This is a genomic window from Microseira wollei NIES-4236 (genome assembly GCF_020521235.1).
In the GTDB taxonomy this organism is placed as follows: Bacteria; Cyanobacteriota; Cyanobacteriia; order Cyanobacteriales; family Aerosakkonemataceae; genus Microseira; species Microseira wollei.
This window is the reverse complement of the sequence record NZ_BLAY01000083.1, coordinates 1-24,859: the sequence shown is the minus strand read 5'-3', so window position 1 is coordinate 24,859 and position 24,859 is coordinate 1. Positions and strand designations below refer to the sequence as shown.

Below are 24,859 nucleotides of genomic sequence, written 5' to 3'. Positions count from 1 at the left end.
TGTAATTACTGAATTTCCGATGCCGTCGCACAGAGAGCGATCGCACAATCTCTCGTCAAGCAAGGGTTTCTGGATCGATATTCAGTTCTCTGAGTCTTTGAGCTAGTATTTCTGCTTTTTGTTCGGCTGCGAAGCGCAGTTGTTGTTCCGTCAGTGCGCGTTGTTGTGCTTCCTGTATCCGTTCTTCCGGTGTTAGCAACTTTTGCCCTTGCTCGTCATACCAATAGAGCCATTCCCGCGTGATTCCCTGATAAGTTCCTACTTGGTGTCCCAATCCTAAATTAATTTCTGGCAGCCAGATCGGATTGCCTGAAAGCAACACATATTTTCCCTGTTCTAATCGATAAACTTCCAAGGAAGGTTTGCGGCGGCGACGCGGGTTATAAACGGCATAGTATAAGACTCCCAATTCAGCATACATTTGCTTTTTGGTACTGTATTCTCCCCGATATTTTTGTGAAACGACTTCTAAGACGAAAATCGGGATTGTTTGTTCTTCCCACAGGACATAACTGAGGCGCAACAGTTCGTCGATAAATCGCTCGACTCCTATGCTGAGAAATCCATCAGGGACAATGGCGGGTTCGTTTTCATCGTAATAAATTCCCATGTCTACGCCAAAATACCAATCTTGCCGCTCGGCCCAGAGCAGTGCAAGAATTGCTTCTAAGAGGGTGGGAATTAAATGTTGTAGTTGGTTATCCACGGGGGTATCGTCCGAGTCGGGAAGTTCTTCGGAAGAAGGGCGACAATGGAGTGGATTGTAGTCTAATAACATATGGATTTTGTCAACGCTAAACCGATCTTAATGACAGTAGGGGCACGGCGTCGGAGATTTGGTTGTTTTACCGATAAAATCTATACTGCCGTGCCCCTACTGTATTTAATTTCCAATCCCATCGCACAAATTTCTATCGCTTTCTTCTAAATTCCCATTCGTGCGTAAATAATCGCGCACCCAATCGCAACCATAGGCGATAACGCGGTCAAGAGATTTCACCTGTTGCAGGTTCCACAAGATTACCTTACCGTCCTCGCCAGCAGAGGCGAGTAACTTGCCATCGGGACTGAAAGCCAGATCCCAAATGCCCCCAGTATGGGCTTTCAGGGTTGTCAGCAAGACGGGCATCTGGCCCGTTTCTAGTTTCCAGAGTTTAACTACCCCATCGGCGCTGCTGGAAGCCAGCAGTTGACCGTCAGGACTAAACGCCACGGACAGGACTCCATCGCTATGACCGACAAGGGTTGTCAGCAGCGTCCCGTCAGGTCGCCAAAGTTTCACGGTTTTGTCATCGCTAGCGCTGGCTAGCAGTTGACCGTCAAGACTAAACGCCACCGACCTCACTATTGCTTTATGCCCTTGTAAGGTTCTGAGTAACTCACCGTTCTTTTTCCAGAGTTTGACTGTCGTGTCGCCACTAGAGGAAGCAATAATCTGACCGTCGGGGCTAAAACTGACAACCCAGAGTCCGCCTTGATGTCCCCGGAACCGCCCCAGCAGAACAGGGGTTTTCCCCTCCAGATTCCACAGTCCCAGTGTGCCATCGGCACTGCCAGAAGCAAGCAGCTTGCCATCAGGACTAAAGTTGACTTTTCTGGCTGCACCTTCATGTCCTTTGAGGGTTGCCAGCAATTCTCCCTGCGGTGTCCAAAGTTTGATTGTGGCATTCCCACTGGCGGTAGCTAACCGCTTGCCGTCGGGGCTAAAAGCAACTCCCATAACAACGCCATCATGCTTCAGGGTGCGTAGGGATGGTGACTTACTCCCATCGCCAAAGAGCCATAGTTTAACGGTTCTATCGACGCTGGCGGAAGCTAGAGTGTTGCCGTCCGGACTAAAGGCGAGTCCAAACACCAGCGCTTTATGCCCATTGAGGGGTTTAAGTAGGGAGTTATTGGGTTTCCAGAGTTTCACCTTGTTGTCTACACTCAGAGACGCAAGGGTTTTGCCATCCGGACTGAAGTTTACACTCAGAATCATGGCACTGTGTCCGGCAAAAGTGCGTAGAAGTTCTACCTGATTCCAAGTCCTGCCATTTCGCTGCCAAAGCTTGACAGTCTTATCATCTGATACCGATGCCAACTGCGTACCGTCGGGACTAAAGGCGATTGCCAAAACCATACCGCTATGTCCTGTGAGGGTTGTCAGCAGTCGGGGGACGTTTCCAGACAATTGCCAAAGTTTAATTGTGCCATCCATTGAAGCAGTAGCAATGGTATCTCCAACAAAACTAACGGCAACGCCAATTGCCACAATTTCGTGTGCCTTAACGCTAGCTAGCAGTTGACCGTTAACCTGCCAAATATTCAGCATTCCCTTGGCACTACCGACAACGATTTTCTGACTGTCTGGAGTAAACGCAACTTGCGAATTCATCACTGTATTTGCACTGAAGGTGAAGAGCAGGGTGCCATTTTTACCCCACAGCCGTACCGTTCCATCTTCACTGGTAGAAGCGATGAATTCACCATTGGGGCTAATCGCAACGCCTCCCACGTGGGCTTGATGACCCTTTAAAGTGTGGAGTAAGGTGCCGTCTTTTTTCCACACTTTTACAGTGCGATCGCCACTACCAGAAACGATGATTTGACCGTCCTGGCTGATGGCTACCGTTCCCACTAAAGCCTGATGCCCTTGGAGCATTTTCAGCAGCCTACCGTCTTTTGCCCACAGGTTGATGGTATTTTCCTTGCCCGTCGCCACGATCGTCTCGCCATCCGGGCTAAAGGTAAGCCCACAGTTTCCAGCAGCAGGTTTTGACAAGCGATTGTATTCATCCGCACCCAAAATTGCTTGCTGGAGGGCTAATTCTACCTTGCTTTGAGTATCGGGATCTACTTCAGTTAATGACAGCAGTTTTTTTCTGGCTCGCAGTGCTTCTATCAACGCATCTAACCGATTATTGGAGGCAAATAGCCCCCCTGAAGAAGATACCAGCGCTCGAATTTCGTTTATCCTGGCTTGCCGTTCGCTCGCACGTGCTTGGCGATATTGCCAGAGAGCGCTGATGCCTAATCCAGTAGCGATCGCGAATGCTGATGAAAGTGCAACGATGAATAACTTTTGTCGTTTGGCAGCTTGTTTTTCTTGCGCGAGTCTGCGCTCAACTTCCTTGAGCCGTTCCGCTTCTAGGGCGAGTTGGGTTTCTTGGCGATCGCTCTCTTCGCTATAAGCTAAAAACTGATAGTCTAAATCGCTCAAACTCTTGCCTTGCGCCCATTTTTGGGCATCTTTTAAGGCTTGTCCGCGCAACAGTCGAGAGAAGTCTGTTTGTTTGGAAGCAATCCAAGCATCAAAGGTTTGAGAATAGGGACGCAGGGAACCTAATTGTTTTTCTACCCATTCGAGATTGAAGACTTGTTGATAAATTCGATTTTTGACTTTGAGTAACCCGTCTTGTTTTTCAACTAATCCAGATAGGATTAGTTCGGTTTGTTCAGAGCTGTCATCGATTGGAACTGCTATTTCTAGTAAAATTTGCTGATAAATGCCTAGCAATCTGCCTGCGCGTTGCTCGTTGCGGAGGATGCGTTCGCGTAGCGTGCCGGAGGCATATCGCGTATCGTTTTCAAATGCTCTGGTTCATCTTGGGATTCCCAATTTTTGATGATGCGATCGCGCACCAAATTTTCTAGCCAAAATGCTTCTGTTCCAGGGGGAATTATCAGATTGGACGAGTTTTCCCTGGTTTCTACTATATCCAGTACCAAATCGCACAGCTTTTGCGTCAAAAACGGCTGTCCTGAAGTCCAAGCTAAGATTTCTTTGAGAATTATTTGGGAATTGCCGATTTTATTGCCTAATACTTTCGCTAGGGGCTGCGCTTCCTCTAATTTAAAGCCATGCAATTCTATTGCTCTACCGATATTAAACGGCGTGCGTTTTCTATCTTTAATTAAATCTGACGGCGTTGCCACCCCAAAAATTGCGAAAGTAAGGCGTTGATATTCCCGATTAATCGCTCTTTGATTATAGCAGAATCTCACTAAAGCGAAAAAATCTTCCACTGGAAAATCTAAACTCAAAACGCTATCAATTTCATCGATAAAAATAACTATATTCTCTTGATAAAATTGACCGCTCAACAATTCATCAAAAAACCAATTTAACCGCTGAATTAACGAAACTTCTTCTTGTTCGCGCCACCATTTTTTTAAATTAAAACTTCCTAACAAATCGAATCCCAGCCATAATTGGGAAACGATGCCTTTATACCACTGAGCGGGAGTAATATTTTGACTGCCGAGACTGGTAATATCGATGCTAGCGCATTTGTATCCTTCGGCTTGCAATCGATGCATCGTCCTTACCAGCAGAGAAGATTTTCCCATCTGACGGGAGTTGAGGACGTAACAAAATTCACCCGCTTTTAAGGCTTCGTAAAGTTGCTTGTCTGCTTGTCTTTCTACATAGGTAGGAGCATCGGTGGCGAGACTCCCGCCAACTTGGTAAGCGTAATTTGTCATGGGTAATTGGTAATGGGTAATTGGTAATTGGTAATTGGTAATTGGTAATTGTTTGTTCTATTACCCATTAACCAATTTAAAATTGAATTAAGTAGATACCCATATCTTCTCTTTTCGCTTGATTCAGCGCTTTTTCAGCAGTTTGGATCAGTATAGATGCATCTTTTTGCCGATTGGAAATAGTGCTAGCTACTCCTAGAGAGAGCGTGATGACATCGCTTGGCAGACCTCCCATGCCAGGGGGTTGGAAAGCGATCGCTAAATCTTCAACTCTTTCTAGAATTTTTTCGGCAATTCTCATAGCATCTGTTGCATCGGTTTCAGGCATAAAAATGGCAAATTCTTCACTGTTATACCGAGCGACTAGATCGCCAGGACGTTGCAGGAATTGACTAATTGCCTGGGCTACTTTTCCCAAGCAATTATCGCTGGCAGGAATGCCATAAACTTCTTTGTAAAGTTTAAACTGCTCGATTTTAGCCACAATCATAGAAAGAGGAGAAGCTTGACTAACTATTCGTTCCCATTCGGCTTGCAAGTAACTATTAAAGTATCGCCGATTGAAAATTTGAGTCAGTTCGTCTACATTAGCTAAACTTTTTAGCTTTTGGTTTTCTTGCTCCAACTGCTTGAGGCGGGAAACAGACTTTAAATGCTCTTCGTCTAAGTTTTGCGCTTGGAAATAGAGACGATACAATTCGCAGGATACAGTACAAGCATTTCCTGCCAATTTTACCACTCCCATACTGTCTAACTGATCGGCAATCAGCTGGTCTAAGCAAACGCTATCTGGTGCTGTCACAACTTGTTTAAACGCTGATGCTAGTTCGAGGCGCTGCTGAAGCGTCGCCAAGAGACTTCGCAAATGGTTGCTATAAATTCCCTGGTTAGTGGGAGCGTCTTGCAGTAGTTTATCTAAAGTTAGGTCTTGACAACTCAGGTGATAGAGAGCCAAATGTACTAAATAAGGATGTCCTCCTACCATCTGCATTAATGGTTCGAATAAAGCAGTATCGAGTCCATACCGTTGCGCTAAATCTTGCATCTGGTCTGGTGTAAATTCGGATAGCTTGAGCGCTAGTCCTACATTAAACGGCGATTGATTCAGATTTAACGTTACATAAACTTCGGTGGAGTGAATTACTACCATGCGGAGTTTTTGCCAAACTTTGTCTTGTCTTGCTTGTTCGTACCAAAATCGCAGCAATGGCAAGAAATCTTGGGCAATATGGGGGTGTTCAAACACTCGATTGACTTCATTCAATACCAAAACCAGAGGAAAGGTTATTTGCTTGAGTAAATAACCTTTCATATAAATAGAACAGCTAGAACTACTGCCGATGTCTTCATCCCAGTAATCATCCAAATCCGGTTCTATTTCGAGTTGACGAGCAATATTGGTACAAACCCAGCGTAAAAACTTGTCCAAGCTGGTAAAAATAGCTGAGTCTGCTTGCTGAAAATCTACGGTGACTGTACGATAGCCTAAAACCGCAGCTTGATCGGCAATGCGTAGCATGAGGGAGCTTTTTCCCATTTTTCTGGGAGCTTTTAGCCGCACCAAACCCCCAGGTTTGCTGATTTCTGCATAGGTGCGTGCTTCTAGGGGAGGGCGTTCGATGTAAAATAGGGAATCAAGGGGTATTGGGGCGCCGGGAAATTCTACAGCTGAGCAGATTATGTCTTTTGGGGGATGTGGGATAGCGGTCATTGCGGTCAGAAAAACACTTAGATTAAATTTATAATAAAAACTCGGCGATCGCTATGTGGAAAGATAAAACTTCTGATAAAATTCACAATCAGCCAAGAAACCCGGTTTTTCTGGCAAAATTTAGCTCTAAAAGTGCATACTTATCCCAAAAAACCGGGTTTTTAGCCATCAAAGATCCGATAACAAATTACTGACTGCTCACTAATTCCACAAACTGGCGCAAAGCTGTTACATATCTTTCCCCCGCAACCCATTTAAAATTATTGTGACCCGCACCTTCAATCCACAAAAAGCGCTTGGGTTCGTTTGCCGCATCAAACAGTTTTTGACCGTGATAGAAAGGAATTACTTCGTCAGCAGTTGCGTGCATGACCAAAACCGGACAACGCAGGTTTTTAATTTTGTCGATATTGGCGAATTTATCGAAAGGGACGATGGGAATGTGGGTGACGACCCGAAATGCGGTGATAAATGTGTTTTCTACAATTAGACCAGCAATCGGTTTACGAGCAGCTAAATCTACCGATGGGCCTCCCCCAACCGAATGTCCGTAGGCGATAATCCTATTGGGTGGAATCTTTAACTCCTGAGTTAGATAATTGTAAGCAGCATCGATATCTTTATAAGCATTGCCTTCGCTTGGGGTACCCTGACTGGTTCCGTAACCTTGGTAGTCGTAGGCAAAAACGCTAAATCCGATATCTCGCAATTCTTTCAACATAGGCAGACCATAGCCTAAGTCTTCCGCATTGCCGTGGGAGTAGAGGATAGTATACTTGGCGTTGGGATTGGGCAGGTAAATTGCCGAGATTTGGACGCCATTGGCGGTTGTCAGCTTGAGAATGTCTTGCGTGTCCTCATAGGTGGATGGTTGGGGCAGAAATATCATCCGGTCGGTGTAAAAATAAGCCCAGGTGCAAAAACAGGCGTAGATGAAGATGGTAGAACGTATCATCCGCTTTAGGGAAAACTCTCCCCAGAGTAGTCTGTTAACGGTTTTTTTGTCCATCGGGTTGGGAGCGATCTAACTGTATTTTAATGAGATGCGATCGCGCTTAGATCGGGTGTTGTAAACTGAGCAAGGCTGTTTGAGGAGCTTTTCAAAATGCCTTTTGAATATCCCGATGACCTAAAATACCTAGACACCCACGAATTCGTGCGCTTGGATGGTGACATTGCCACCGTTGGCATTACCGCCTTTGCCGTCGATCAGCTAGGCGATATCGTATTTCTGGAATTACCAGAAATCGGCGCGGCGCTTTCCAAGGGAGAAAGCTTCGGTACCATCGAGTCCGTGAAAGCGGTAGAAGACCTGAATTCTGCCATCTCCGGGACGGTAGTCGAACGCAACGAAGCGATGATGGACTCTCCCGAACAAATAGCAGAAGACCCCTACGGCGAAGGTTGGTTGCTCAAAGTTCGCATCGACGACCCTGGAGAACTCGACGATGCGCTATCTGCTGCCGAGTATCGCGCTTTGGTGGAAGGGGAATAGGGATGACGCGGCGACGCGGCGACGCGGCGAAATCATATCCAGTCCGGTAGTAGAGACGTTACATGTAATGTCTCTACTCGTATATTTAGGACTTACGCAACATCTCTATATGTAGGGTGCGTTAACGCAGTGTAACGCACCATCTCCACCATATCTGGAGTTGCTGCGTAAGTCCTGATAGTTAATGGCGTCGTAGAGGCGGGTTTTACCAGTCCCGTTTGGTAGAAAGCGAATTGTATCGATCAACCCGCCCCTGCCACGATGCCTTAGCCGAGCGGACATGATATCATTCCGGTGTTTCAGGTGCGTAGCGCATCTTTCCTCGTTCGTTACTTGCTTCCAGATGCTGAAATAATTGTTAAAACTTAATAAGCTATTCATATCTGGAGGGCAATCTGTGCCAGGTTCTACCACCCATCTGCAACAAGGAGAAACAGGTCTAGTGTCTCATTCTTTTGTCGGGCGGCACATTGGGCCGACAGCGGATAAAATTCAGCAAATGCTGGAACTATTGGGGTTTGATACCCTGGATGCTTTAATTGACGCAGCGGTGCCAGAGTCGATCCGGTTGAGGAATCCGCTGCAACTCCCACCGGCACAAAGCGAATACGCCGCTTTAGCTCAATTAAAAGAAATTGCCTCGAAAAATCAAGTCTACCGCTCATTTGTCGGCATGGGGTATTACGACTGCATCACCCCGCCGGTTATCCAACGCAATATTCTGGAAAATCCAGGTTGGTATACTGCTTACACTCCCTATCAGCCAGAAATTGCCCAAGGACGCCTGGAAGCGCTGTTAAACTTCCAGACGATGATTATAGACCTGACGGGGTTGGAAATTGCCAACGCTTCTTTACTCGATGAAGCAACCGCTGCCGCCGAAGCGATGGCGATGAGTTATGGCATCTGCAAAAATAAAGCTCACGGTTATTTCGTCTCCCAAGATTGTCATCCCCAAACCATCGACGTATTGCAAACCCGCGCCAAACCCCTAGGCATTGAGATTATTGTGGGGGACCATCAAACTTTTAGCTTCGATAAACCTATTTTTGGCGCAATTCTGCAATATCCCGCCAGCGATGGCACAATTTACGACTACCAAGCTTTTATCGCACAAGCGCACAGCGTCGGTGCATTGGTAACGGTAGCAGCAGATCCGTTAAGTTTGTGCTTGCTAAAACCACCGGGAGAATTTGGCGCTGATATAGCAGTTGGTAGTACGCAACGCTTTGGCGTTCCTATGGGATATGGTGGGCCACATGCAGCTTATTTTGCCACTAAAGAAGAGTATAAACGGCAAGTTCCGGGACGAATTGTCGGCGTATCTAAAGATGCTCAAGGTAAAACTGCTCTGCGTTTAGCACTGCAAACCCGCGAACAACATATCCGCCGCGAAAAAGCGACGAGTAATATCTGTACCGCGCAAGTTTTGCTGGCAGTGATTGCCAGTATGTATGCGGTTTATCACGGCGCTGCAGGACTGAAAAAAATAGCCGAAAATATCCATAATCTGACCGCAATTTTGGCAGCAGGATTAAAGCAGTTAGGATATAAAATCGGTTCGGAATACTTCTTCGATACCTTGCGGGTAGAATTGGGCGATCGCAGCTTAGAAGAAATATTAGCAGCTGGGGAAGCGCGTCAAATTAATATCCGGGTTTTCGATAACACAACCGTCGGGATTTCCCTGGATGAAACAACGACAACAAAAAACTTGCAAGACTTATTGGAGATTTTTGCAGGTTCGGCTTCACTTCCCTTTACCTTAGAAGAATTGTCATCGGATCCCCCCCTGACCCCCGGAGAAAAAAAGCGCAGCATCCGCTGGCTTCCCCCTTTGGAAGGGGGACAGGAGGGGGATCGTTTGGGGGGGAGTGAAAGTTCAAAATCCCTCGCCAGGAGTACGGAATACCTCACCCATCCTATCTTCAACCGCTATCATTCGGAAACGGAACTTTTGCGCTACATGCATCGCTTGCAGGCAAAAGATTTATCGCTAACGACCTCAATGATTCCGTTGGGTTCTTGTACGATGAAGCTGAATGCTACAGCGGAAATGATGCCGGTGACTTGGCCTGAATTTGGCAAGATTCATCCATTTGCACCGCTATCCCAAGCGCGGGGTTATCAAGTTTTATTCGAGCAATTGGAAACATGGTTAGCAGAAATTACCGGGTTGGCGGGGATTTCTTTGCAACCAAATGCGGGTTCTCAAGGTGAGTATGCCGGGTTGCTGGTAATTCGGGAATATCACGAGAGTCGGGGAGAAAGCAATCGCAACGTTTGTTTAATTCCTACCTCGGCACATGGAACCAACCCCGCCAGCGCTGTTATGTGCGGCATGAAAGTCGTTCCCGTTGCTTGCGATGACCTTGGTAATGTTGATATCAACGACCTTAAAGATAAAGCCGAAAAGCATAAATCCGAACTGGCGGCGTTGATGGTTACCTATCCTTCCACCCACGGGGTATTCGAGTCACAAATTAAACAAATTTGCGACATCGTTCACGCTTGCGGCGGACAAGTTTATATGGATGGGGCGAATATGAATGCCCAAGTCGGGTTGTGCAGTCCAGGAGATATCGGTGCTGATGTTTGTCACTTGAACTTGCACAAAACTTTCTGCATCCCCCACGGCGGCGGTGGACCCGGTATGGGACCGATTGGCGTTGCTTCCCATTTAGTGCCGTTTTTACCCGGTCATGGGATCCCCCCCTACCCCCCCTTAGCAAGGGGGGGCGCACAGAAGTCAATGGGTGCGGTTTCGGCTGCGCCTTGGGGGAGTGCTAGCATTCTGGTAATTTCTTGGATGTATATTGCCATGATGGGCAGCGCGGGGTTGACCGATGCAACTAAGGTGGCAATTCTGAATGCGAATTATATTGCCCGTCGGTTAGAACCTTACTACCCGGTTTTGTATAAAGGCGAGTCGAATTTAGTGGCGCATGAGTGCATTCTGGATTTGCGATCGCTGAAAAAATCCGCCAGCATCGAAGTCGAGGATGTCGCTAAGCGCCTGATGGACTACGGTTTCCACGCCCCTACTATTTCTTGGCCCGTCGCGGGTACGATGATGGTAGAACCGACGGAAAGCGAATCCAAAGAAGAATTAGACCGCTTCTGCGAGGCGATGATTGCGATTCGTAAAGAAATAGAAGCGATTGAAAATGGCTCAGCCGATGCGCTGGATAATGTGCTTAAAAATGCACCCCACACCGCAGAAAGTTTAATTGCTGGGGAATGGAAACATCCCTATACTCGCGAACAAGCGGCGTATCCCGCACCTTGGACAAGGGAGTATAAATTTTGGCCGGCAGTGGGACGGATTGACAGTGCGTTTGGCGATCGCAATTTCGTCTGTTCTTGCTTACCGATGGAGGCTTATAGCTGAGTAGGGGTTTTGTAGGGGCACGGCATTAGATAATCTTTTAGTGTAAACCAAAAATTATTCTACGCCGTGCCCCTACTTCTGGTTTCTGCCACCAGTAGGGAAAATAAGATAATCTTTTAGTGTAAACCAAAAATTATTCTACGCCGTGCCCCTACTTCTGGTTTCTGCCACCAGTAGGGAAAATAAGATAATCTTTTAATATAAACCAAAAATTATTCTACGCCGTGTCCCTACTTCTGGTTTCTGCTACCAGTAGGGAAAATTAGATAACCTTTCAATATAAACCAAAAATTATTCTACTTTCCCTACACCATGAAATTTATTTCCAGGCGCTGATGCAAGAGGTGTAATGGAAAATGAACCATAACAAATTAATTTTCCCATCCCATGCCTTATCAATCCTTCTGGAATGCTTTGATCTGTGGCGGGATAACGGCTTTAGCCACCGCCACCACTACTTATACACTCCCTGGGGCTGCGTTTAATCCGACTGAAAAAGGCTATATCGCGGGGACTGCTGGTGCTGCGTCGTTTATCGTTTCCCTGGGGTTAGAAAGCTATCTATCTAATCGGATGCGGCGACAGGTGAAAGATATGCGATCCCAAATGGAGTCCCTTTGTCAAGGTAATTACCCAGCCCGCGCTAGGGTTTATTCTCAGGATGAATTGGGACAGTTAGCCACAAAATTTAACCAAATGGCTGTTGTCGTCGAAAAAATGATGGACGATTTCGATGGGCAAGTGCAAACCTGGGAATACGATAGCCAAAATATAACCCGTCAGGTACTTGTGCTTGAGGAAGCGATCAAAAGTTGGGCAAACGGAGATTTTACCGTAACAACCAGGGCAAAATTGCCAGAGGAATTGGGCGTAGTCGCCTACGGTTTAAATTTGATTGCACTTTCATTACAAGAAAGGGTGCGACAAGTCAAGACTAGCGCCCAAAAAGTGGCTCAGGAAGTTACCAATAGCGAAAATATCGCCAAATTTTTCGCCGCCTACCCGCTACCGCAAGTTCAACAACTAACCCCGGCGGTTAATTCTATCGAGGCGATGACCGATTCGCTACAACGGGTTGCCCTGAATGGGCGGGAGGTGGAACAATTAGCTGAAGTTACCGCATCCACGGCGTTAAATGGGGATGAAGTCGCGCAACAAAGCGCGGCACAAATTGTACAAATACAAGAATTTTTAGGAACAACACCGCCAAAAATCAAGCGACTAGGGGAATTTTTGCCAGAACTTTCGGATTATGTTGCCGATGTTTCTGGAAATGCTTCCCGGATCAACTTGCTAGCACTCAATGCTTCGATTGAGGCAACGGGTGTGGGGGATAAAGGGAAGCAAATGGCGAAAGTTGCTCACAATTTACAACAGTTAAGCAACGGTTTTTTGCAATCGTTGCAACAAATCGAACAGATTACCAAGCAAATGCAGGATGATATTACCTCGGTAATGAATGCAATGCAAGCTGAAACTCAGCAAGTGACTGATTGCACAAACTTGGCACAAGAAGTCAAACAGTCTTTAGAAGATATCTTGAATGTAAAACAACAGTGGGATGTGGTAGCGCCCGCGATAACCGATGATACGCAGCAACTGGATCAAACTGCGCGAAGTCTAGCCGCAACTATTCAAACAGTCGAATTCAAACCCCAAGATACTTCAAAAGAAGCCGCACAGAAAGCATCGGAAAATCTGCAAAATCTTGTCAAGGTAGCACAAGATTTACTCACGAGTGTAGAGGAGTTACGAATTAGTTAGTAACGCAAGTTGCTAGTTATCTCAGGAATAGAAGCAAATGGCTAATGGCTAATGGTTAATGTCAGAGAAAATCCTCATATTAGCAATTAGCAATTAGCAATTAGCAACTTGCGTTAGTAAAAACTAGCGCGATCTCACTAATTGCTTTGACTCGGCTTCCAGCATCCGAATTAATTTTTGATCGCCGGAGTCTTTGGCAACTTGCAATCTATGTTCTAGGCGGCGGCGGATATTCGCTAGGTGAGTTTCTACCAATTCGGGGGAGACTTTGCCAGGGTTGCCGGTTTGTGGGATCGCACCTGCTGGCGCTTTCCCATAGGTGCTGTAGGCAACCCCTCGATACTTTAAATCAAGTGCCGGTTGGGGTACGGGTATGTGTCTAGGATAGCTGCATCTCCAAGGCTGTCCCCTATATTTGCCGCCGATTTCGCCTTCGATCATATCGATGGCAGGTGGTTCGTATTCGTAAGCGACGCCGCGATAACTGAGTTTCATAAAGTCTGTCTCCTGTCAAGTTATGTCAATCGGGGTAATGAGATAAATGTTTCTCTCTATTTCTGTATTATAAGCTACCGTTTTTTGCTTTTTTGGCTAAATGTTAAAGAAATATGACAAAAGGGGTGAAACAGAAACCCGGTTTCTCTGAGAAACCGGGTTTCTGCGCGATCGCTTATAGGGTCAGATATCGCGTCAAAATACTCATGACTTCCCCTGGGTTGGGTGCGGGTAACAGGGGACTCCACAGACTGACATCGGCAAAACGGAGAGCGTGCAAGGTGTGAATCGTTTGATTGACGCCAAAGGGAGTGCTGATGACGAGGATGCGGACGGGTATTTTACCTGGCATTGGATCGCCCAGCGCACCCAGAAGGCTGGGAAAGGTTGGTGTTGGCGCGGTTTGTAAGAAAAAGCTTTTGTTCATTGGGTTTTTACTTTGTTATAGACGGTATTGTCCCCTATGGGAGACGTTTTCATTTTACACCTTATGTCCCCTTAAGGGGGCATTTACTTGGTCATGAGCCTTTGACAAAATCTGAGGCATGGGAAGAGCAGGCAAAGCGCTTAAACACGTGCTGGATAAATATGGAATCAGCCAAAATCGGCTGGCGGTGACAATGGGTATTCGACGAGGGAACGTTCACCGTTGGGTGAATGAAATTCGCGACCCCGTAGCTGAGGCGGTATATGAAGTTAGGAAAGCGCTGATGATTCTTAACCCAGAGGCGGCAGATGAGTTTATTCAGCTTTATTTGGATATTCCAGATCAAGATCGGGAGCAGTCGTGACACAATCTCAGCATGGGAAGAGCAGGCAAAGCCCTTAAAAAGGTGTTGGAGATTCATGGCATCAGCCAAAACGGATTAGCAGTCGTGATGGGGATTAGAGCTGCCAATGTCAGCCGTTGGGTGAATGAGGTTAGAGATCCAGGTGGTGAGACGATTCTGGAAATCAGGGATGGACTGTACAGCATTAATCCAGCCGCAGCAGACGACTTTATCCGCCTGTACTTGACTGCACCTGCTGAGGATCGGTAGCCGTTATGATTGCGTTAAAGATGGGGCGGGCAGGATGCCCACCCCACAAGACAATTCAGCCGCTTCTGGGGTGGGGGGCGGGCAGAATGCCCACCCCACAAGACAATTCAGCCTCTTGTGGGGTGGGCGTCTCGCCCGCCCTATTTTCAGTTGATTTACTTAGTCGAGGGGTTGATGTTTAAGTCTACTGTCAAGTCGCGGAGGAAGTAGAAGCGATCGCTCCTCCAATCGCTCCCCTTATTCCGTCCCAAATATCCCGTCAACGGCGAGGAAAGTTCGAGCAGAATTTCGTACATTTCCTCTGTTTTTAATGGCTGAGTTGGATTTGATCCGAAATATATACCGTGTAAAGCGTCAACCCCAACATTCTCTAGTCCTGTATTTTCCAGGTATTTTTTGACTAGACTAACGAGGTGCGATCGCAGCTTAACCTCTTTCACTACTTTCTCAACATACTCGTCAATTTTGTTATCGATTTGTCCCGGTTCTAAATATTTCTTCAACTCAAATAAGTTGACAGAACCGGGATATTGTGCTTGCAATTCGGTTAATTTTTGCAGGCTCATAGGATTAATAATACTAATTTTGAATTTCTGTGCGGCTGTTAAAACATCTTTAGAAGGCTTACCTGGGCCGATAATTAATTTAGCTGCATTTTGAAATTGTGACTCATCCAGACGCATTCCACCCAGTTTAATTAGTTCTTCAGCGGTACGGCTGGGAATGGCTTTTCCGGCTTTGCATTCCCCAACTAGAGGATAGGGTTTTGAGCAGAATAAATCTAAGCCACCTGCACCGCCTTTGTAGGCTTCATCGACGGTAAAACCTAAATATTCTAAGCTTTTACGCACAATATTTTCAAAATCTGTACCAGCTTGGTAGTTGCTTTTTTTCTCATCCAGTTCTTGGCTGCGATCGCCTAAACTTGTAATGGTTTTAATCCAAGCTAAATCTGAATTATCTTCAGTTGCATTTTCTGCTTCTTTCCAGCCTAAAAATATTTGGATTTGCTCGTCTAATTGTTTGGATTCGGGGGTGTTTAATTGAGCGACTGCTGCTTGTAATTCTTCTAATTCTGGATGCGGGGGTGGGAGGCGGTTTTCTAGCTGATGGCGGCGTTGGGAGAAGGTGCGTTCGCTTAACACTGCGGTAGAATCAGAAACACTCATTGCTTGGGGTAATCCCACAAATTGACCCCGCTCGTTTGCAGGTATTTCTAATGGTTCTGGTAGTAAATAAACGCGGAAATAGGCCAGAAAAATATAAGGACGTTGGGATAGGATATTTTCTAACGCTTCTGTTGTCCAAATAGTTAATCGAGACAAAGATTCTAAAGGTTCAGACTTATCCAAAATTTGGCAAAGTTCGCATCTAGCCCAAGCTTTAATCTGGACTGTTTCAGAATTTATTGGTGGAGAGTTAGCCGCATCAGCAGGATATAGGGCAAATATCCGCCCCGGATCGAGAAATTGTTGAGGTATAGCAGCGATCGCTCGACCTTGGATTAATGCTTCAACATCTGGCGCAGGTAGCCTAATTGCAGTGTCAAGATAGAGTCGCGTCATATGGTTATGTTATTATCTGCTATTCCGCCAGCCCGCCAGGGATTTAAATCCAAGGGCTTTTAGCTTAAGTCGGTTAAAACCGACTGGGAAGACTTGGGTTTTCAGTCCGTTTTAACGGACTTTCGCTATTAGCCAGGGGTTTGAACCCCTGGCGGGCTTTAACAGGGGCGGGGTTTGAATCCCTGGCGGGCTTTAATATGGACGGGTTATGCCAAAAATTAGATAAAGCAGTGTTAAATTCAGCCTTGATTTATCTGACTGAGTAAATTATCAATTCCCTCCTCTATACTATCCGAACCAGATACATCAGCCGCTTGAGCTTCTTCTGAAAATACGGGTTCTTCTTCAATCATCTCGCTAGGAACTTCATAAGATGGATCGCTGAGAATCTCCTGAATTAAAGGGTTACTAGCTCCTAGCATTTTCTCAACCCCTTTCTCAGCTATAAAATTAAAAATCTGTAAGTCGCTCACCTTATAGTCAACGTCACGCTTTTGATAAACAGCATGAATCGCTATTAAGGGTTTGACTTCCTCCTCTTTCAACGGCACCACTTCCCCACCTTTTTGCTTAACCAGAGGTACAAGATAGTTGTTTTCCATGTGGGTAGTAATTTTTTTGTTTTTGGAACGAACCAAACAACCGCGAGTTAAACCAAAGGTTTCGTAATCGTTTAACCTTCTTAATCCCGCGCCTAAAGCTTTGCCGCCAGTGTATTGTAGGACGGCAACTCCAATGCTGATATTTTTTCCATTTTCTTTGCCAATTATCTTGAAATTAATGTAATCATCCTTGCCACCTCTTTTCTTCACTTTCTCCGTTACATCTTCAATTGTTACCCGTTCAACTGTTTGAGCGATCAACCTCTGGAAACTAAACAGAAGCGCATTAGCAATGAGGAAATTATCATCTAAAGCACTTCCCATATTTTCTTCCAGTTCTTTAGCAAAAGCAACTTCAACTGGGTTTGGTGGTTCTACGCCAGGGTTGCAGTTATCTCTGCACCACTGCAAAACTTGTCTAACAGTTGGTTTTTCGCTTGCCAGACTCCTGAGTTCACTTTCTGTAAATGGATAAATTCGATTAGGAGGTACTAAGTTTTTCGCTTTGTAATATTCCGTTAACCACAAACTCACTAACTGGACGATAGAATCCCCATTCATATATTGGAGTTCTAACGGGTTTCCTTGAGCAGAAATCTTACCAGACACTCCCCCTGGTAGTGTTTTGATTTTGTTGTTCCAAACACCGGGCATCATGACGCTGAGAATAACCCCACGCTTGAGATTTTCAAACAGTTCTTTGATTAACCCAGCGACAACTTGCGCTCTGGTTAAAGATGTTTCATGGTCAATTTCTGGACTATCTAGTTCATCAAAACAAACAACTATTTCGTTGGATTCACTAATCAGATTCAGGATTTGTATAACCGCATCGAAAGATTGGTTTTGTGTAGGTAATCCAAGTTCGTTCGCTTTATATTGGGCTATTTCTTGACCGCCTAACCATTTGATTGCATAAAGATTTTGTTCGTCTGAAAGTGTCCAGAAAATTGCTCTGACAATATCAGGATTGTTAACATCTTTTATTCTGCAAAATGTTTGAGTAAGCTTTTTCAGCCAATTCTGAAATTCTTCAGGTTTAGTTTCTTCAAAATTCTCTATTTTCTGGATTAGCTGTTTGGCAGAAAAATTATTTTTGTTCGGGTTAGCGGCTCTTAATGCCTCATTAGCCATATCTGTTGCTATTTCTTGCCATTGCCGAACTTCTTGGCTACCAATATTTGCCAGACTATCAGCTAAAATGGTTTGGAAACCTTGTTTAATTTGCTGAAGATTCCCGTATTTGTTCGCATAAATAAACAATGCACCTCCTTGAGACTGTAGACGATGACGGATGCGGCTGATAATGTGGGTTTTACCTGTTCCGTCTTGAGCGGTGATGGCGATTGAAGTGGTTGGGTATTGACCCACACGAATTTGCTCAAGTGCTTTAAATACAGCATCAGAAGCATGAGAGTTTAAACTTTCAAAATCGAAGAATTCTTTACCCCAAATATCTTGTGCATTAAGAAAAGGAGGCTTGGCAAAGGGGTTTTGTCGCTCTAGAGCAGCATTAATTTCTTGGAGGTTTGTCATGGTTTGTGGTTTGTGTGTGAGGTAGTAAACTCTAACCAAAATAGATGGGTTTTGAGAACTATAAGCGTTTGGCGTAGTAACGCACTCCGCCAATTTTGGTCTTGATAGAATCTTCCACTTGCTCTGGGGTAATACCGGGCATTTCACCGCCGATTAGTTGGAAAATGTCATTAGTTTGCATTTCCAGCAGCCATTCATTAAATTGAGAACGGCTGACACGTTCTCCAATTTCTCGCCTGAGTTGATAAATCGGGACTAGATCGTCTAAGTTGTAGTCGCTGTTCAGTTTGTCGTATACTTCCAAGGCTACAGACTTAAACTCGTCGTAGGATGCGATCTCTCCCTCTCCCTTCTCTTCTTTTACCGTCGCACTCGCTCCATTACCAGAACTTGCCATCTCCCGCATCCACCGCAAGAGGGCATTTGCGGTTCTGGCGCCAATTTGACTATCAAACTCAAATTCGGGATTATTGAGCGACTCCCTTAGCAATTGCACGCCTTTTTCTGTCAGGAAGATGACTCTGTTGCGGTTTTTGATCTCGAATGCGATCGCTCCCTCTTGCTCCAATTTGTCAAATATGCTCTGATAATCTGAAGCTTTCTCTCCCGTTCGTTTAATTTTTTCCGTCAAATCTACCCTTTTCACCTCATCACTTTTATGCGCTCCTAACTCCCACAATGCTAGAAGCAGGCGAGTTGTTGATTGACTTTCACTGCTGCGTAGACCTGTTTTTGTTTCTGATGCGTCTGACATATTCGTTATTTACTTTGTTGAACAAGGGAATTTAGCATTCTCAGCGATTCCACTAAAAATGCTAGCATTATCTAGCACTCCCAATGACATGGGTATCTAAATTTAGAGATGCACGAAAGGTTAGTTTTAGTCCCTTTTTTATACTAATAGAGATTGCATCCGGCAAGCAAGTGCGTATCCCTGAGGCAAAAGCTTCGCTTCACGCGCAGCATGTGCCTAGCACGTATCGCTCTCCCATGTGGGAAGCGCAAGTATCCTGTATGCCTAATGGCAGGAAAATTGCGAGTCAGCGTCTATAGCAGGTATCCCACTAGATTTTTCCCCAGTGGTGGAGTCAGTTTAAGCGATCGCCCCAACCCCAGTCGGCTAAACTAAATTCATAGCAGCACTCTCAAAAAATTCGTCACTATTAAGCGACTCCCTTAGCATCTACACGCCTTTTTCTGTCAGTCAGATGACTCTGTTGCGGTTTTTGATCTCGAATGCGTCCGCTCCCTCTTGCTCCCATTTGTCAAATATGCTCTGATAATCTGAAGCTTTCTCTCCGGTTCGTTTAATTTTTTCCGTCAAATCTACCCTTTTCACCTCATCACTTTTATGCGCTCCTAACTCCCACAATGCTAGAAGCAGGCGAGTTGTTGATTGACTTTCACTGCTGCGTAGACCTGTTTTTGTTTCTGATCTGTCTGACATATTCGTTATTTAATTTCTTGCCACGGGACTTTAACTACCTCAGCAATTACACTGACTTCCATAGCATTATCTAGCACTCTGTATCAGATTGCTATCTAAATTTAGAGATGCGCGAAAGTTTAGTTTGAGCATCCTTTTTATACTAATAGCAATCGCGTCTGGCAAGCAAGTGGGATCGCGTTCTGGGAAGCAGTTCCCGAAGGGTAGCGTGTGGGTAGCAGGTATCGCTCTCCCATTTGGGAAGCGCGAGTGGGTGTCCGTAGCAGGTATCCCACTGGATTCTTCCCGATTCAGCAATCGCCTAAATCCCACTCCGCTAAACTAGACTCATACCCACTCCTCTCCTCAAGTTACAGCGGATTGCAAGCGAGTCTAGGTACAGCAATTTTCGCGCCAGCAGTGTGCGGGCAGCATTAATGCTGCGCGCTTGACAAACCAAGGTGTACCTCATCCGACTGCAATCCGCTATATGTCCCTCGCTAAAGATTTAGAAACTACCGCAGATTTGCCAAAAGATGTTATCTTTCCACCTAGCGATTTATATAGCAACGAACCTCCCTGGGAAAGCGACTTGCATCTGCGGCAAATAATGCTGCTTCTACAATGCCTTGAATTGTTGTGGCGAAACCGCAACGACTTTTACGCTGCTGGCAACCTTACCATATACTACAGTCCTGATTGGCGAAAATCTGAAGACTTCCGAGGTCCCGATTTTTTTGTGGTGCTAGGAACCGATCCGCAACCCCGCAAAAGTTGGGTTGTTTGGGAAGAAAATGGCAAGTATCCTAACTTAATTATAGAAATCCTTTCTGACTCAACAGCCGCCACTGACAGAGGATTAAAAAAACAAATTTACCAAGACATCTTTCCCACCCCCGATTATTTTTGGTTCGACCCCGATACATTAGAATTTGCTGGATTCCATTTAGTCGATGGTGAGTATCAACCCATAGAACCAAACCCACAAAGTTTGTTGTGGAGTCACCAGTTACAATTGTATCTGGGAATTCACTCTGGAAAATTGCGCTACTTCACTCCAGAAGGACAGTTGGTTTTATCGCCGGAAGAAGAAGTACAACAGTTAGCTCAAAAATCGGAAATATTAGCAGCTAAACTGCGAGAATTGAATATCGATACAGATACAATTTAGCGCTAATTGCTAATAGCTAATTGCTAATGGTTAAATCAATTACCTATTAGCAATTAGCCAGCAAAATCCTAAACCGGATGAAAATAAAAAGCCGTTCCTAAAACTATATAAGTTGCCAAAAGTAGCACTCCTTCCAACCAGTTCGAGCGTCCGTCTAAACTAATTAAATTGGCAATAAGGACTGCGATCGCCACCGCCACTACTTCAAATGGATTAAAATTCAAATCCATCGGTTGACCAATCACAAACCCCACCAAAACTAAAACCGGAGCCACCAACAAAGCGACTAACAAACTCGACCCCATCGCCACCGAAACCGATAGTTCCATATTATTTTTAATCGCCACGCTGACTGCGGTAACATATTCTGCCGCACCGCCAACTAACGGTAAAAGAATCACCCCCGTAAACAGCGGCGTTAACCCCAATCCTTTGGTCGCTTCTTCCACCGCGCCAACAAATATTTCCGATTCAAACGCTACGGCAATTGTTGATATTACCAACACGGCTAACCAAAGTTTTAAATTTGGCTTCTCTGCTTCTGTATTTTCGCCATTTTCTGTTTCTAATTCGACCAATCCAACTTCGTATAGGTAGCTATGAGTCTTCAAAGAAAACAGCAGCGTTAGCGCATAAACCGCGATTAATACAATTGCCGCAATTAAGGAAAGATTGCGAATTGCTGCATCTTCAACGCCATTCGAGGTGTAGATTACCGTTGTAGGTAAAACGATAGCGATCGCCGCCAATGTCATCGATGACCCATTCACCCGCGCCACTATTGGTTGAAATTCCTGTTCTTTATATCTTACTCCCCCAAACAGCATCGAAAGTCCCATCACTAACAGCAGGTTACTGATAATTGTTCCCGTAATACTGGCTTTAACAATATCAACCAATCCCGCCTTTAAAGCTACCAAAGCAATAATCAACTCAGTCGCATTACCAAACACGGCATTTAACAAAGCACCAATCGAAGGACCCACTGCAATAGCTACTTCTTCGGTTGCCGTACTTAACCAAATTGCCAGGGGTACAATTGCTAGCGCTGCTGTGATAAAAACTGTCAGCGCACCCCATTCTAAATATTCCGCTGCAATCGAAATGGGGATGAAAACTAACAATCCAATCGAAATAATTTTTTTGATGGTCATTGGTAATTGCTAATTGCTAATTGCTAATTGGTCAGATATGTAGGGGCGGGTTTTAGCAACTATCTATGGAATCATCGACTGTTTATTTAAACCCGCACCCAGTTGCCACCCAATGGTGCGTTACGGCTTTCGCCTAACGCACCCTACATTAATTGTTTGGCACGCTGGATATTTTTTAGCACAGACTGAGCCGAAACATGGAGCGCGGCGCGTTCGGTTTCGGTTAAATTTAATTCCAATACGCTTTCAACGCCAATGCTTCCCAAGCGACAGGGAACGCCAATAAAAATATCTTTTAAACCGTATTCCCCTTGCAAATAAGCAGAAGCTGGCATGAACCGCGACTGGTTAAATAAAATCGATTCCACCATCAAACAAGTAGTAGCAGCAGGGGTGAAATAAGCACCCCCCGTCTGCAACAAATGCACAATCTCTGCACCGGCGTTACGAGTCCGCTCAACTAAACGCTCGATGGTTGCATTGTCCATTAATTCGGTAATCGGAATGCCGCTGACTGTGCAGTATCGGGTTAAAGGTACCATTAAATCGCCGTGACTTCCCAGTACCATCGCGCTAACATCTACAGTCGGCACGCCTAATTCCATAGCAATAAATGCTTGAAATCTGGCTGAATCTAAACCGCCTGCCATACCAACAATGCGCTGAGATGGCAACCCGCTAGCTTGCCATGCCAGATAAGTCATAACATCTAGCGGGTTAGTAACCACGAGCAAAATTGCATCGGGGGAATGTGCGTTCGCTTTCTTAGCTGCTTCGACCACAATTTTTGCATTAACCTGCAACAAATCGTCGCGACTCATCCCCGGTTTGCGCGGACTTCCGGCAGCAATAACTACTACATTTGACTCGGCGGTATCTGCGTAATTATTCGTCCCGAAAACGAAGCGAACGCATCTCTCAATCCCTCGCGCCTGCATCAGATCCAGCGCCATTCCCTCTGCCAAACCAGGCACCACATCCAGCAACACCACATCAGCAATATTCTTCTCCACAATTCGCTGCGCCAAGGTGCTACCAACTTTTCCAGCACCGATAATCGAAACCCGTGCCGGAGAATTGTTTGGCCAAACAGAGGAAGGCATTATCATTTAAAAGCTTCCAATTGATCGACGCGCAACCAAATATTTGGGGTTGGTACTTTCCCAAACTTGACCAGGGCATAGTCACCCCGCAAGTCTACCACTTCCCCCTTGCTATCAAAAATATAAGGCGGGAACCGCGTATCGCTAGCCTTCGCTTCTACGCTGTTTTCCAACTTTTCCCGCACCGCACGCACCAAATCGCCCTTTTTGACTGCCATAGCTCACTCTTTCAACACTTCTTCATCTATACCTGCTTGCATTTTAAAATGGTTTGTCATCATACCGGGTGCTTCTCACTTGAGAACGGTCGCGCAGAGCATCTCCCCGTCTGGGCGTCTGGGCGTCGTCTTGGTCAACACTGACACTGGGGACAAAAATGAGCCGATCGCCCTGCTAACTTCAATTTCTCAATCTTGCTGCCGCAGACGCGACAGGGTTGGCGATCGCGGTTATAAACCCAAGCCACGCCTCCATAGTTCCCATTAATACCTTGTACGTTTAGGAAATTACTGAAAGTTGTTCCCCCCGCCTCAATACTTGCTTGCAAAACCTCGATAATTGCATTTCTTATACGTTCGATTTGTTGCCGATTTAATTCCGTACACAGGGTAGTTGGTCGGACGCCAGCGAGAAACAGCGCTTCATCGGCATAGATATTACCGATTCCGGCGACTAACTCCTGATCTAGAAGCGCGTTTTTAATCGGACGACGACGCGAGCGCCATTTTTCCACCAAATAATCCACAGTAAACCCATCTGAAAAAGGATCTGGCCCCAGTTTTTTCAGTCCGGCGATCGCATTTTGGGGTGCTTCTGTTGGCGGAACCCACCACATTTGCCCAAACGTGCGCTGATCTACAAACCGCAACTCCCAATCTTCGCCAAAAAACAATCTTACCCGCGTATGTTTCTGCAAAGGCGCATCGCGATGCAACCAAAGCAATTGTCCCGTCATCCGCAAATGAACCCCCAACCACCCCGCAGAATTTTGGATGGAACCATATTCTTCCTCTCTCCGCCTCCCCGCCTCCCCGCCTCCCCGCGTCCCCGCCTCTCCTACTGCCAATTCCGCCAGCAAATACTTCCCCCGGCGATGCCACTGCACAATTGCAGCATCTTTAACCCCAGCCAAAAACTCGACAGCAGAAAACGGGTGGGCGATGGTGCGGGAGAGCAAAACATCTCCACCCTGGATTTGCTGGTTCAAGGTTACTTGATTCAGACCGCGTTTAACTGTTTCTACTTCGGGTAATTCCGGCACAACTTAACGAGATTCAGTTCCTTGATTTGGAGATCCTGCTACTACAGAGCTACCTTCTCCAGACTCTGGTGCAGCAGTTGGTTTGCCATCGGTTGGCATATCAACACCTGTTTTGCGGCGACCTGCGTCGAGTTTGGTTTGGTAACCGCCAGAAGCTGCGGGCGTGCTTTTTTGCGCTCCTGCCACTTCTTCGAGTTCGTTCATACCAAAGTTATTAGTATTAACGCCTGCGTAGTTAAGCTTTTCAAAGCGAACGATAACCGGATATTTGATGCCGCTCTGGTCAACAGAAGCCACCGTTCCTATATCTTGAAACCAGTAGGATTCTTTCCGCAGAACTCGTACTTTAGAACCACGTTGAATAGCCATGAGATCCGTCCCTTTTATGATGAATTTTTAACCGATTAGCTAATCGATTTATAGGTTACTAACTCAAGGCTAGAGCAACATACTACCCTAGGGCTGACACCAGGGTCACGCCGAAGGCTGATTTTTTTTCTGATTCAGCATTTAGAACTACCGCCAGGATCGCGCTAAAGGTATATTTTTGTTTTCATCTGTCTTCCCTCCTGGAGACTCCCGCCATAACGGTACGACCTTTGGCGGTGAGAGGAAAGGAGGGGCAAGGTCTATGCCGCATACGAATAACCATCCTTTTTGTGAATAGCTGTGCAAGCT

At 45.8% G+C, this 24,859-nt stretch carries 23 protein-coding genes; 6 read left to right on the top strand and 17 right to left on the bottom strand.

Annotated features, from left to right (window positions below):
• Nucleotides 1–55: 55 nt before the first annotated feature.
• From MiSe_RS25425 to MiSe_RS25410, 5 genes are all read right to left on the bottom strand, one after another.
• Nucleotides 56–778, bottom strand: a complete 723-nt coding sequence (locus tag MiSe_RS25425) for a Uma2 family endonuclease (RefSeq protein ID WP_226585970.1) — start codon at nucleotides 776–778, stop codon at nucleotides 56–58.
• Nucleotides 779–883: 105 nt separating this feature from the next.
• Complete coding sequence (locus MiSe_RS25420) at nucleotides 884–3,499, bottom strand: WD40 repeat domain-containing protein (RefSeq protein ID WP_307731533.1); 2,616 nt, start codon at nucleotides 3,497–3,499, stop codon at nucleotides 884–886.
• Nucleotides 3,493–4,467 (bottom strand): AAA-like domain-containing protein, encoded by a 975-nt coding sequence (locus MiSe_RS52180; protein WP_307731532.1) that lies wholly within the window; start codon nucleotides 4,465–4,467, stop codon nucleotides 3,493–3,495. The genes MiSe_RS25420 and MiSe_RS52180 overlap by 7 nt, the downstream gene beginning before the upstream one ends.
• A gap of 76 nt (nucleotides 4,468–4,543) precedes the next feature.
• Nucleotides 4,544–6,178, bottom strand: coding sequence for an AAA-like domain-containing protein (locus MiSe_RS25415; protein WP_226585969.1), 1,635 nt, complete (start codon nucleotides 6,176–6,178; stop codon nucleotides 4,544–4,546).
• A gap of 187 nt (nucleotides 6,179–6,365) precedes the next feature.
• A complete protein-coding gene (locus MiSe_RS25410; protein ID WP_226585968.1) occupies nucleotides 6,366–7,187 on the bottom strand; it encodes an alpha/beta hydrolase in 822 nt (273 codons plus the stop codon).
• Between the two features lie 96 nt (nucleotides 7,188–7,283).
• On the opposite strand from MiSe_RS25410, the gene gcvH reads away from it, so the two are divergent.
• Nucleotides 7,284–7,673, top strand: a complete 390-nt coding sequence (gene gcvH / locus MiSe_RS25405; protein WP_226585967.1) for a glycine cleavage system protein GcvH — start codon at nucleotides 7,284–7,286, stop codon at nucleotides 7,671–7,673.
• 105 nt (nucleotides 7,674–7,778) lie between these two features.
• Here the strand turns inward: gcvH and MiSe_RS25400 are convergent, their stop codons facing one another.
• Nucleotides 7,779–7,955 (bottom strand): hypothetical protein, encoded by a 177-nt coding sequence (locus MiSe_RS25400; RefSeq protein ID WP_226585966.1) that lies wholly within the window; start codon nucleotides 7,953–7,955, stop codon nucleotides 7,779–7,781.
• 217 nt (nucleotides 7,956–8,172) lie between these two features.
• Between MiSe_RS25400 and gcvP the strand changes: the two genes are divergently transcribed.
• Together gcvP and MiSe_RS25390 are read left to right on the top strand one after the other, a co-directional pair.
• Entirely contained in the window at nucleotides 8,173–11,064 is a 2,892-nt protein-coding gene (gcvP, locus tag MiSe_RS25395; protein ID WP_373872868.1) for an aminomethyl-transferring glycine dehydrogenase, read from the top strand.
• A gap of 387 nt (nucleotides 11,065–11,451) precedes the next feature.
• Entirely contained in the window at nucleotides 11,452–12,828 is a 1,377-nt protein-coding gene (locus MiSe_RS25390; protein ID WP_226585962.1) for a methyl-accepting chemotaxis protein, read from the top strand.
• A 123-nt stretch (nucleotides 12,829–12,951) separates the two neighbouring features.
• Here MiSe_RS25390 and pirA read toward each other — a convergent pair whose 3' ends face one another.
• Together pirA and MiSe_RS25380 are read right to left on the bottom strand one after the other, a co-directional pair.
• On the bottom strand, nucleotides 12,952–13,323 hold the full coding sequence (gene pirA / locus MiSe_RS25385) for an arginine synthesis PII-interacting regulator PirA (RefSeq protein WP_226585960.1): 372 nt from the start codon (nucleotides 13,321–13,323) through the stop codon (nucleotides 12,952–12,954).
• A 175-nt stretch (nucleotides 13,324–13,498) separates the two neighbouring features.
• Entirely contained in the window at nucleotides 13,499–13,750 is a 252-nt protein-coding gene (locus MiSe_RS25380; protein WP_226585957.1) for a peptide ABC transporter substrate-binding protein, read from the bottom strand.
• A 118-nt stretch (nucleotides 13,751–13,868) separates the two neighbouring features.
• Between MiSe_RS25380 and MiSe_RS25375 the strand changes: the two genes are divergently transcribed.
• Together MiSe_RS25375 and MiSe_RS25370 are read left to right on the top strand one after the other, a co-directional pair.
• Entirely contained in the window at nucleotides 13,869–14,114 is a 246-nt protein-coding gene (locus tag MiSe_RS25375) for a helix-turn-helix domain-containing protein (RefSeq protein ID WP_226585955.1), read from the top strand.
• Nucleotides 14,115–14,126: 12 nt separating this feature from the next.
• Complete coding sequence (locus tag MiSe_RS25370) at nucleotides 14,127–14,363, top strand: helix-turn-helix domain-containing protein (RefSeq protein WP_226585953.1); 237 nt, start codon at nucleotides 14,127–14,129, stop codon at nucleotides 14,361–14,363.
• A gap of 155 nt (nucleotides 14,364–14,518) precedes the next feature.
• Here MiSe_RS25370 and MiSe_RS25365 read toward each other — a convergent pair whose 3' ends face one another.
• The 4 genes from MiSe_RS25365 to MiSe_RS25350 all read right to left on the bottom strand — a co-directional run bounded on the left by MiSe_RS25365 (nucleotide 14,519) and on the right by MiSe_RS25350 (nucleotide 19,513).
• The gene (locus MiSe_RS25365; protein WP_226585951.1) at nucleotides 14,519–15,928 is read right to left on the bottom strand and encodes a DUF1802 family protein; all 1,410 of its coding nucleotides are present in this window, start codon (nucleotides 15,926–15,928) and stop codon (nucleotides 14,519–14,521) included.
• A 239-nt stretch (nucleotides 15,929–16,167) separates the two neighbouring features.
• Nucleotides 16,168–18,066 (bottom strand): P-loop NTPase fold protein, encoded by a 1,899-nt coding sequence (locus MiSe_RS25360; RefSeq protein WP_226585949.1) that lies wholly within the window; start codon nucleotides 18,064–18,066, stop codon nucleotides 16,168–16,170.
• A gap of 58 nt (nucleotides 18,067–18,124) precedes the next feature.
• On the bottom strand, nucleotides 18,125–18,820 hold the full coding sequence (locus MiSe_RS25355; protein ID WP_226585947.1) for a hypothetical protein: 696 nt from the start codon (nucleotides 18,818–18,820) through the stop codon (nucleotides 18,125–18,127).
• 450 nt (nucleotides 18,821–19,270) lie between these two features.
• Nucleotides 19,271–19,513: a hypothetical protein gene (locus MiSe_RS25350; RefSeq protein WP_226585945.1), complete on the bottom strand. Its 243-nt coding sequence runs from the start codon at nucleotides 19,511–19,513 to the stop codon at nucleotides 19,271–19,273.
• 469 nt (nucleotides 19,514–19,982) lie between these two features.
• Between MiSe_RS25350 and MiSe_RS25345 the strand changes: the two genes are divergently transcribed.
• Nucleotides 19,983–20,663, top strand: a complete 681-nt coding sequence (locus MiSe_RS25345; protein ID WP_226585943.1) for a Uma2 family endonuclease — start codon at nucleotides 19,983–19,985, stop codon at nucleotides 20,661–20,663.
• Nucleotides 20,664–20,731: 68 nt separating this feature from the next.
• On the opposite strand, the gene cax is transcribed toward MiSe_RS25345, so the two are convergent.
• From cax to MiSe_RS25320, 5 genes are all read right to left on the bottom strand, one after another.
• On the bottom strand, nucleotides 20,732–21,817 hold the full coding sequence (cax, locus tag MiSe_RS25340; protein WP_226585941.1) for a calcium/proton exchanger: 1,086 nt from the start codon (nucleotides 21,815–21,817) through the stop codon (nucleotides 20,732–20,734).
• Between the two features lie 143 nt (nucleotides 21,818–21,960).
• Nucleotides 21,961–22,920, bottom strand: a complete 960-nt coding sequence (gene mdh / locus MiSe_RS25335; RefSeq protein WP_226585939.1) for a malate dehydrogenase — start codon at nucleotides 22,918–22,920, stop codon at nucleotides 21,961–21,963.
• Between the two features lie 2 nt (nucleotides 22,921–22,922).
• Entirely contained in the window at nucleotides 22,923–23,138 is a 216-nt protein-coding gene (locus MiSe_RS25330; RefSeq protein ID WP_226585938.1) for an NAD(P)H-quinone oxidoreductase subunit O, read from the bottom strand.
• A gap of 134 nt (nucleotides 23,139–23,272) precedes the next feature.
• A complete protein-coding gene (locus MiSe_RS25325) occupies nucleotides 23,273–24,181 on the bottom strand; it encodes a DNA-formamidopyrimidine glycosylase (protein ID WP_226585937.1) in 909 nt (302 codons plus the stop codon).
• A gap of 3 nt (nucleotides 24,182–24,184) precedes the next feature.
• Complete coding sequence (locus tag MiSe_RS25320) at nucleotides 24,185–24,550, bottom strand: photosystem I reaction center subunit IV (RefSeq protein ID WP_226585936.1); 366 nt, start codon at nucleotides 24,548–24,550, stop codon at nucleotides 24,185–24,187.
• Nucleotides 24,551–24,859: the final 309 nt, after the last annotated feature.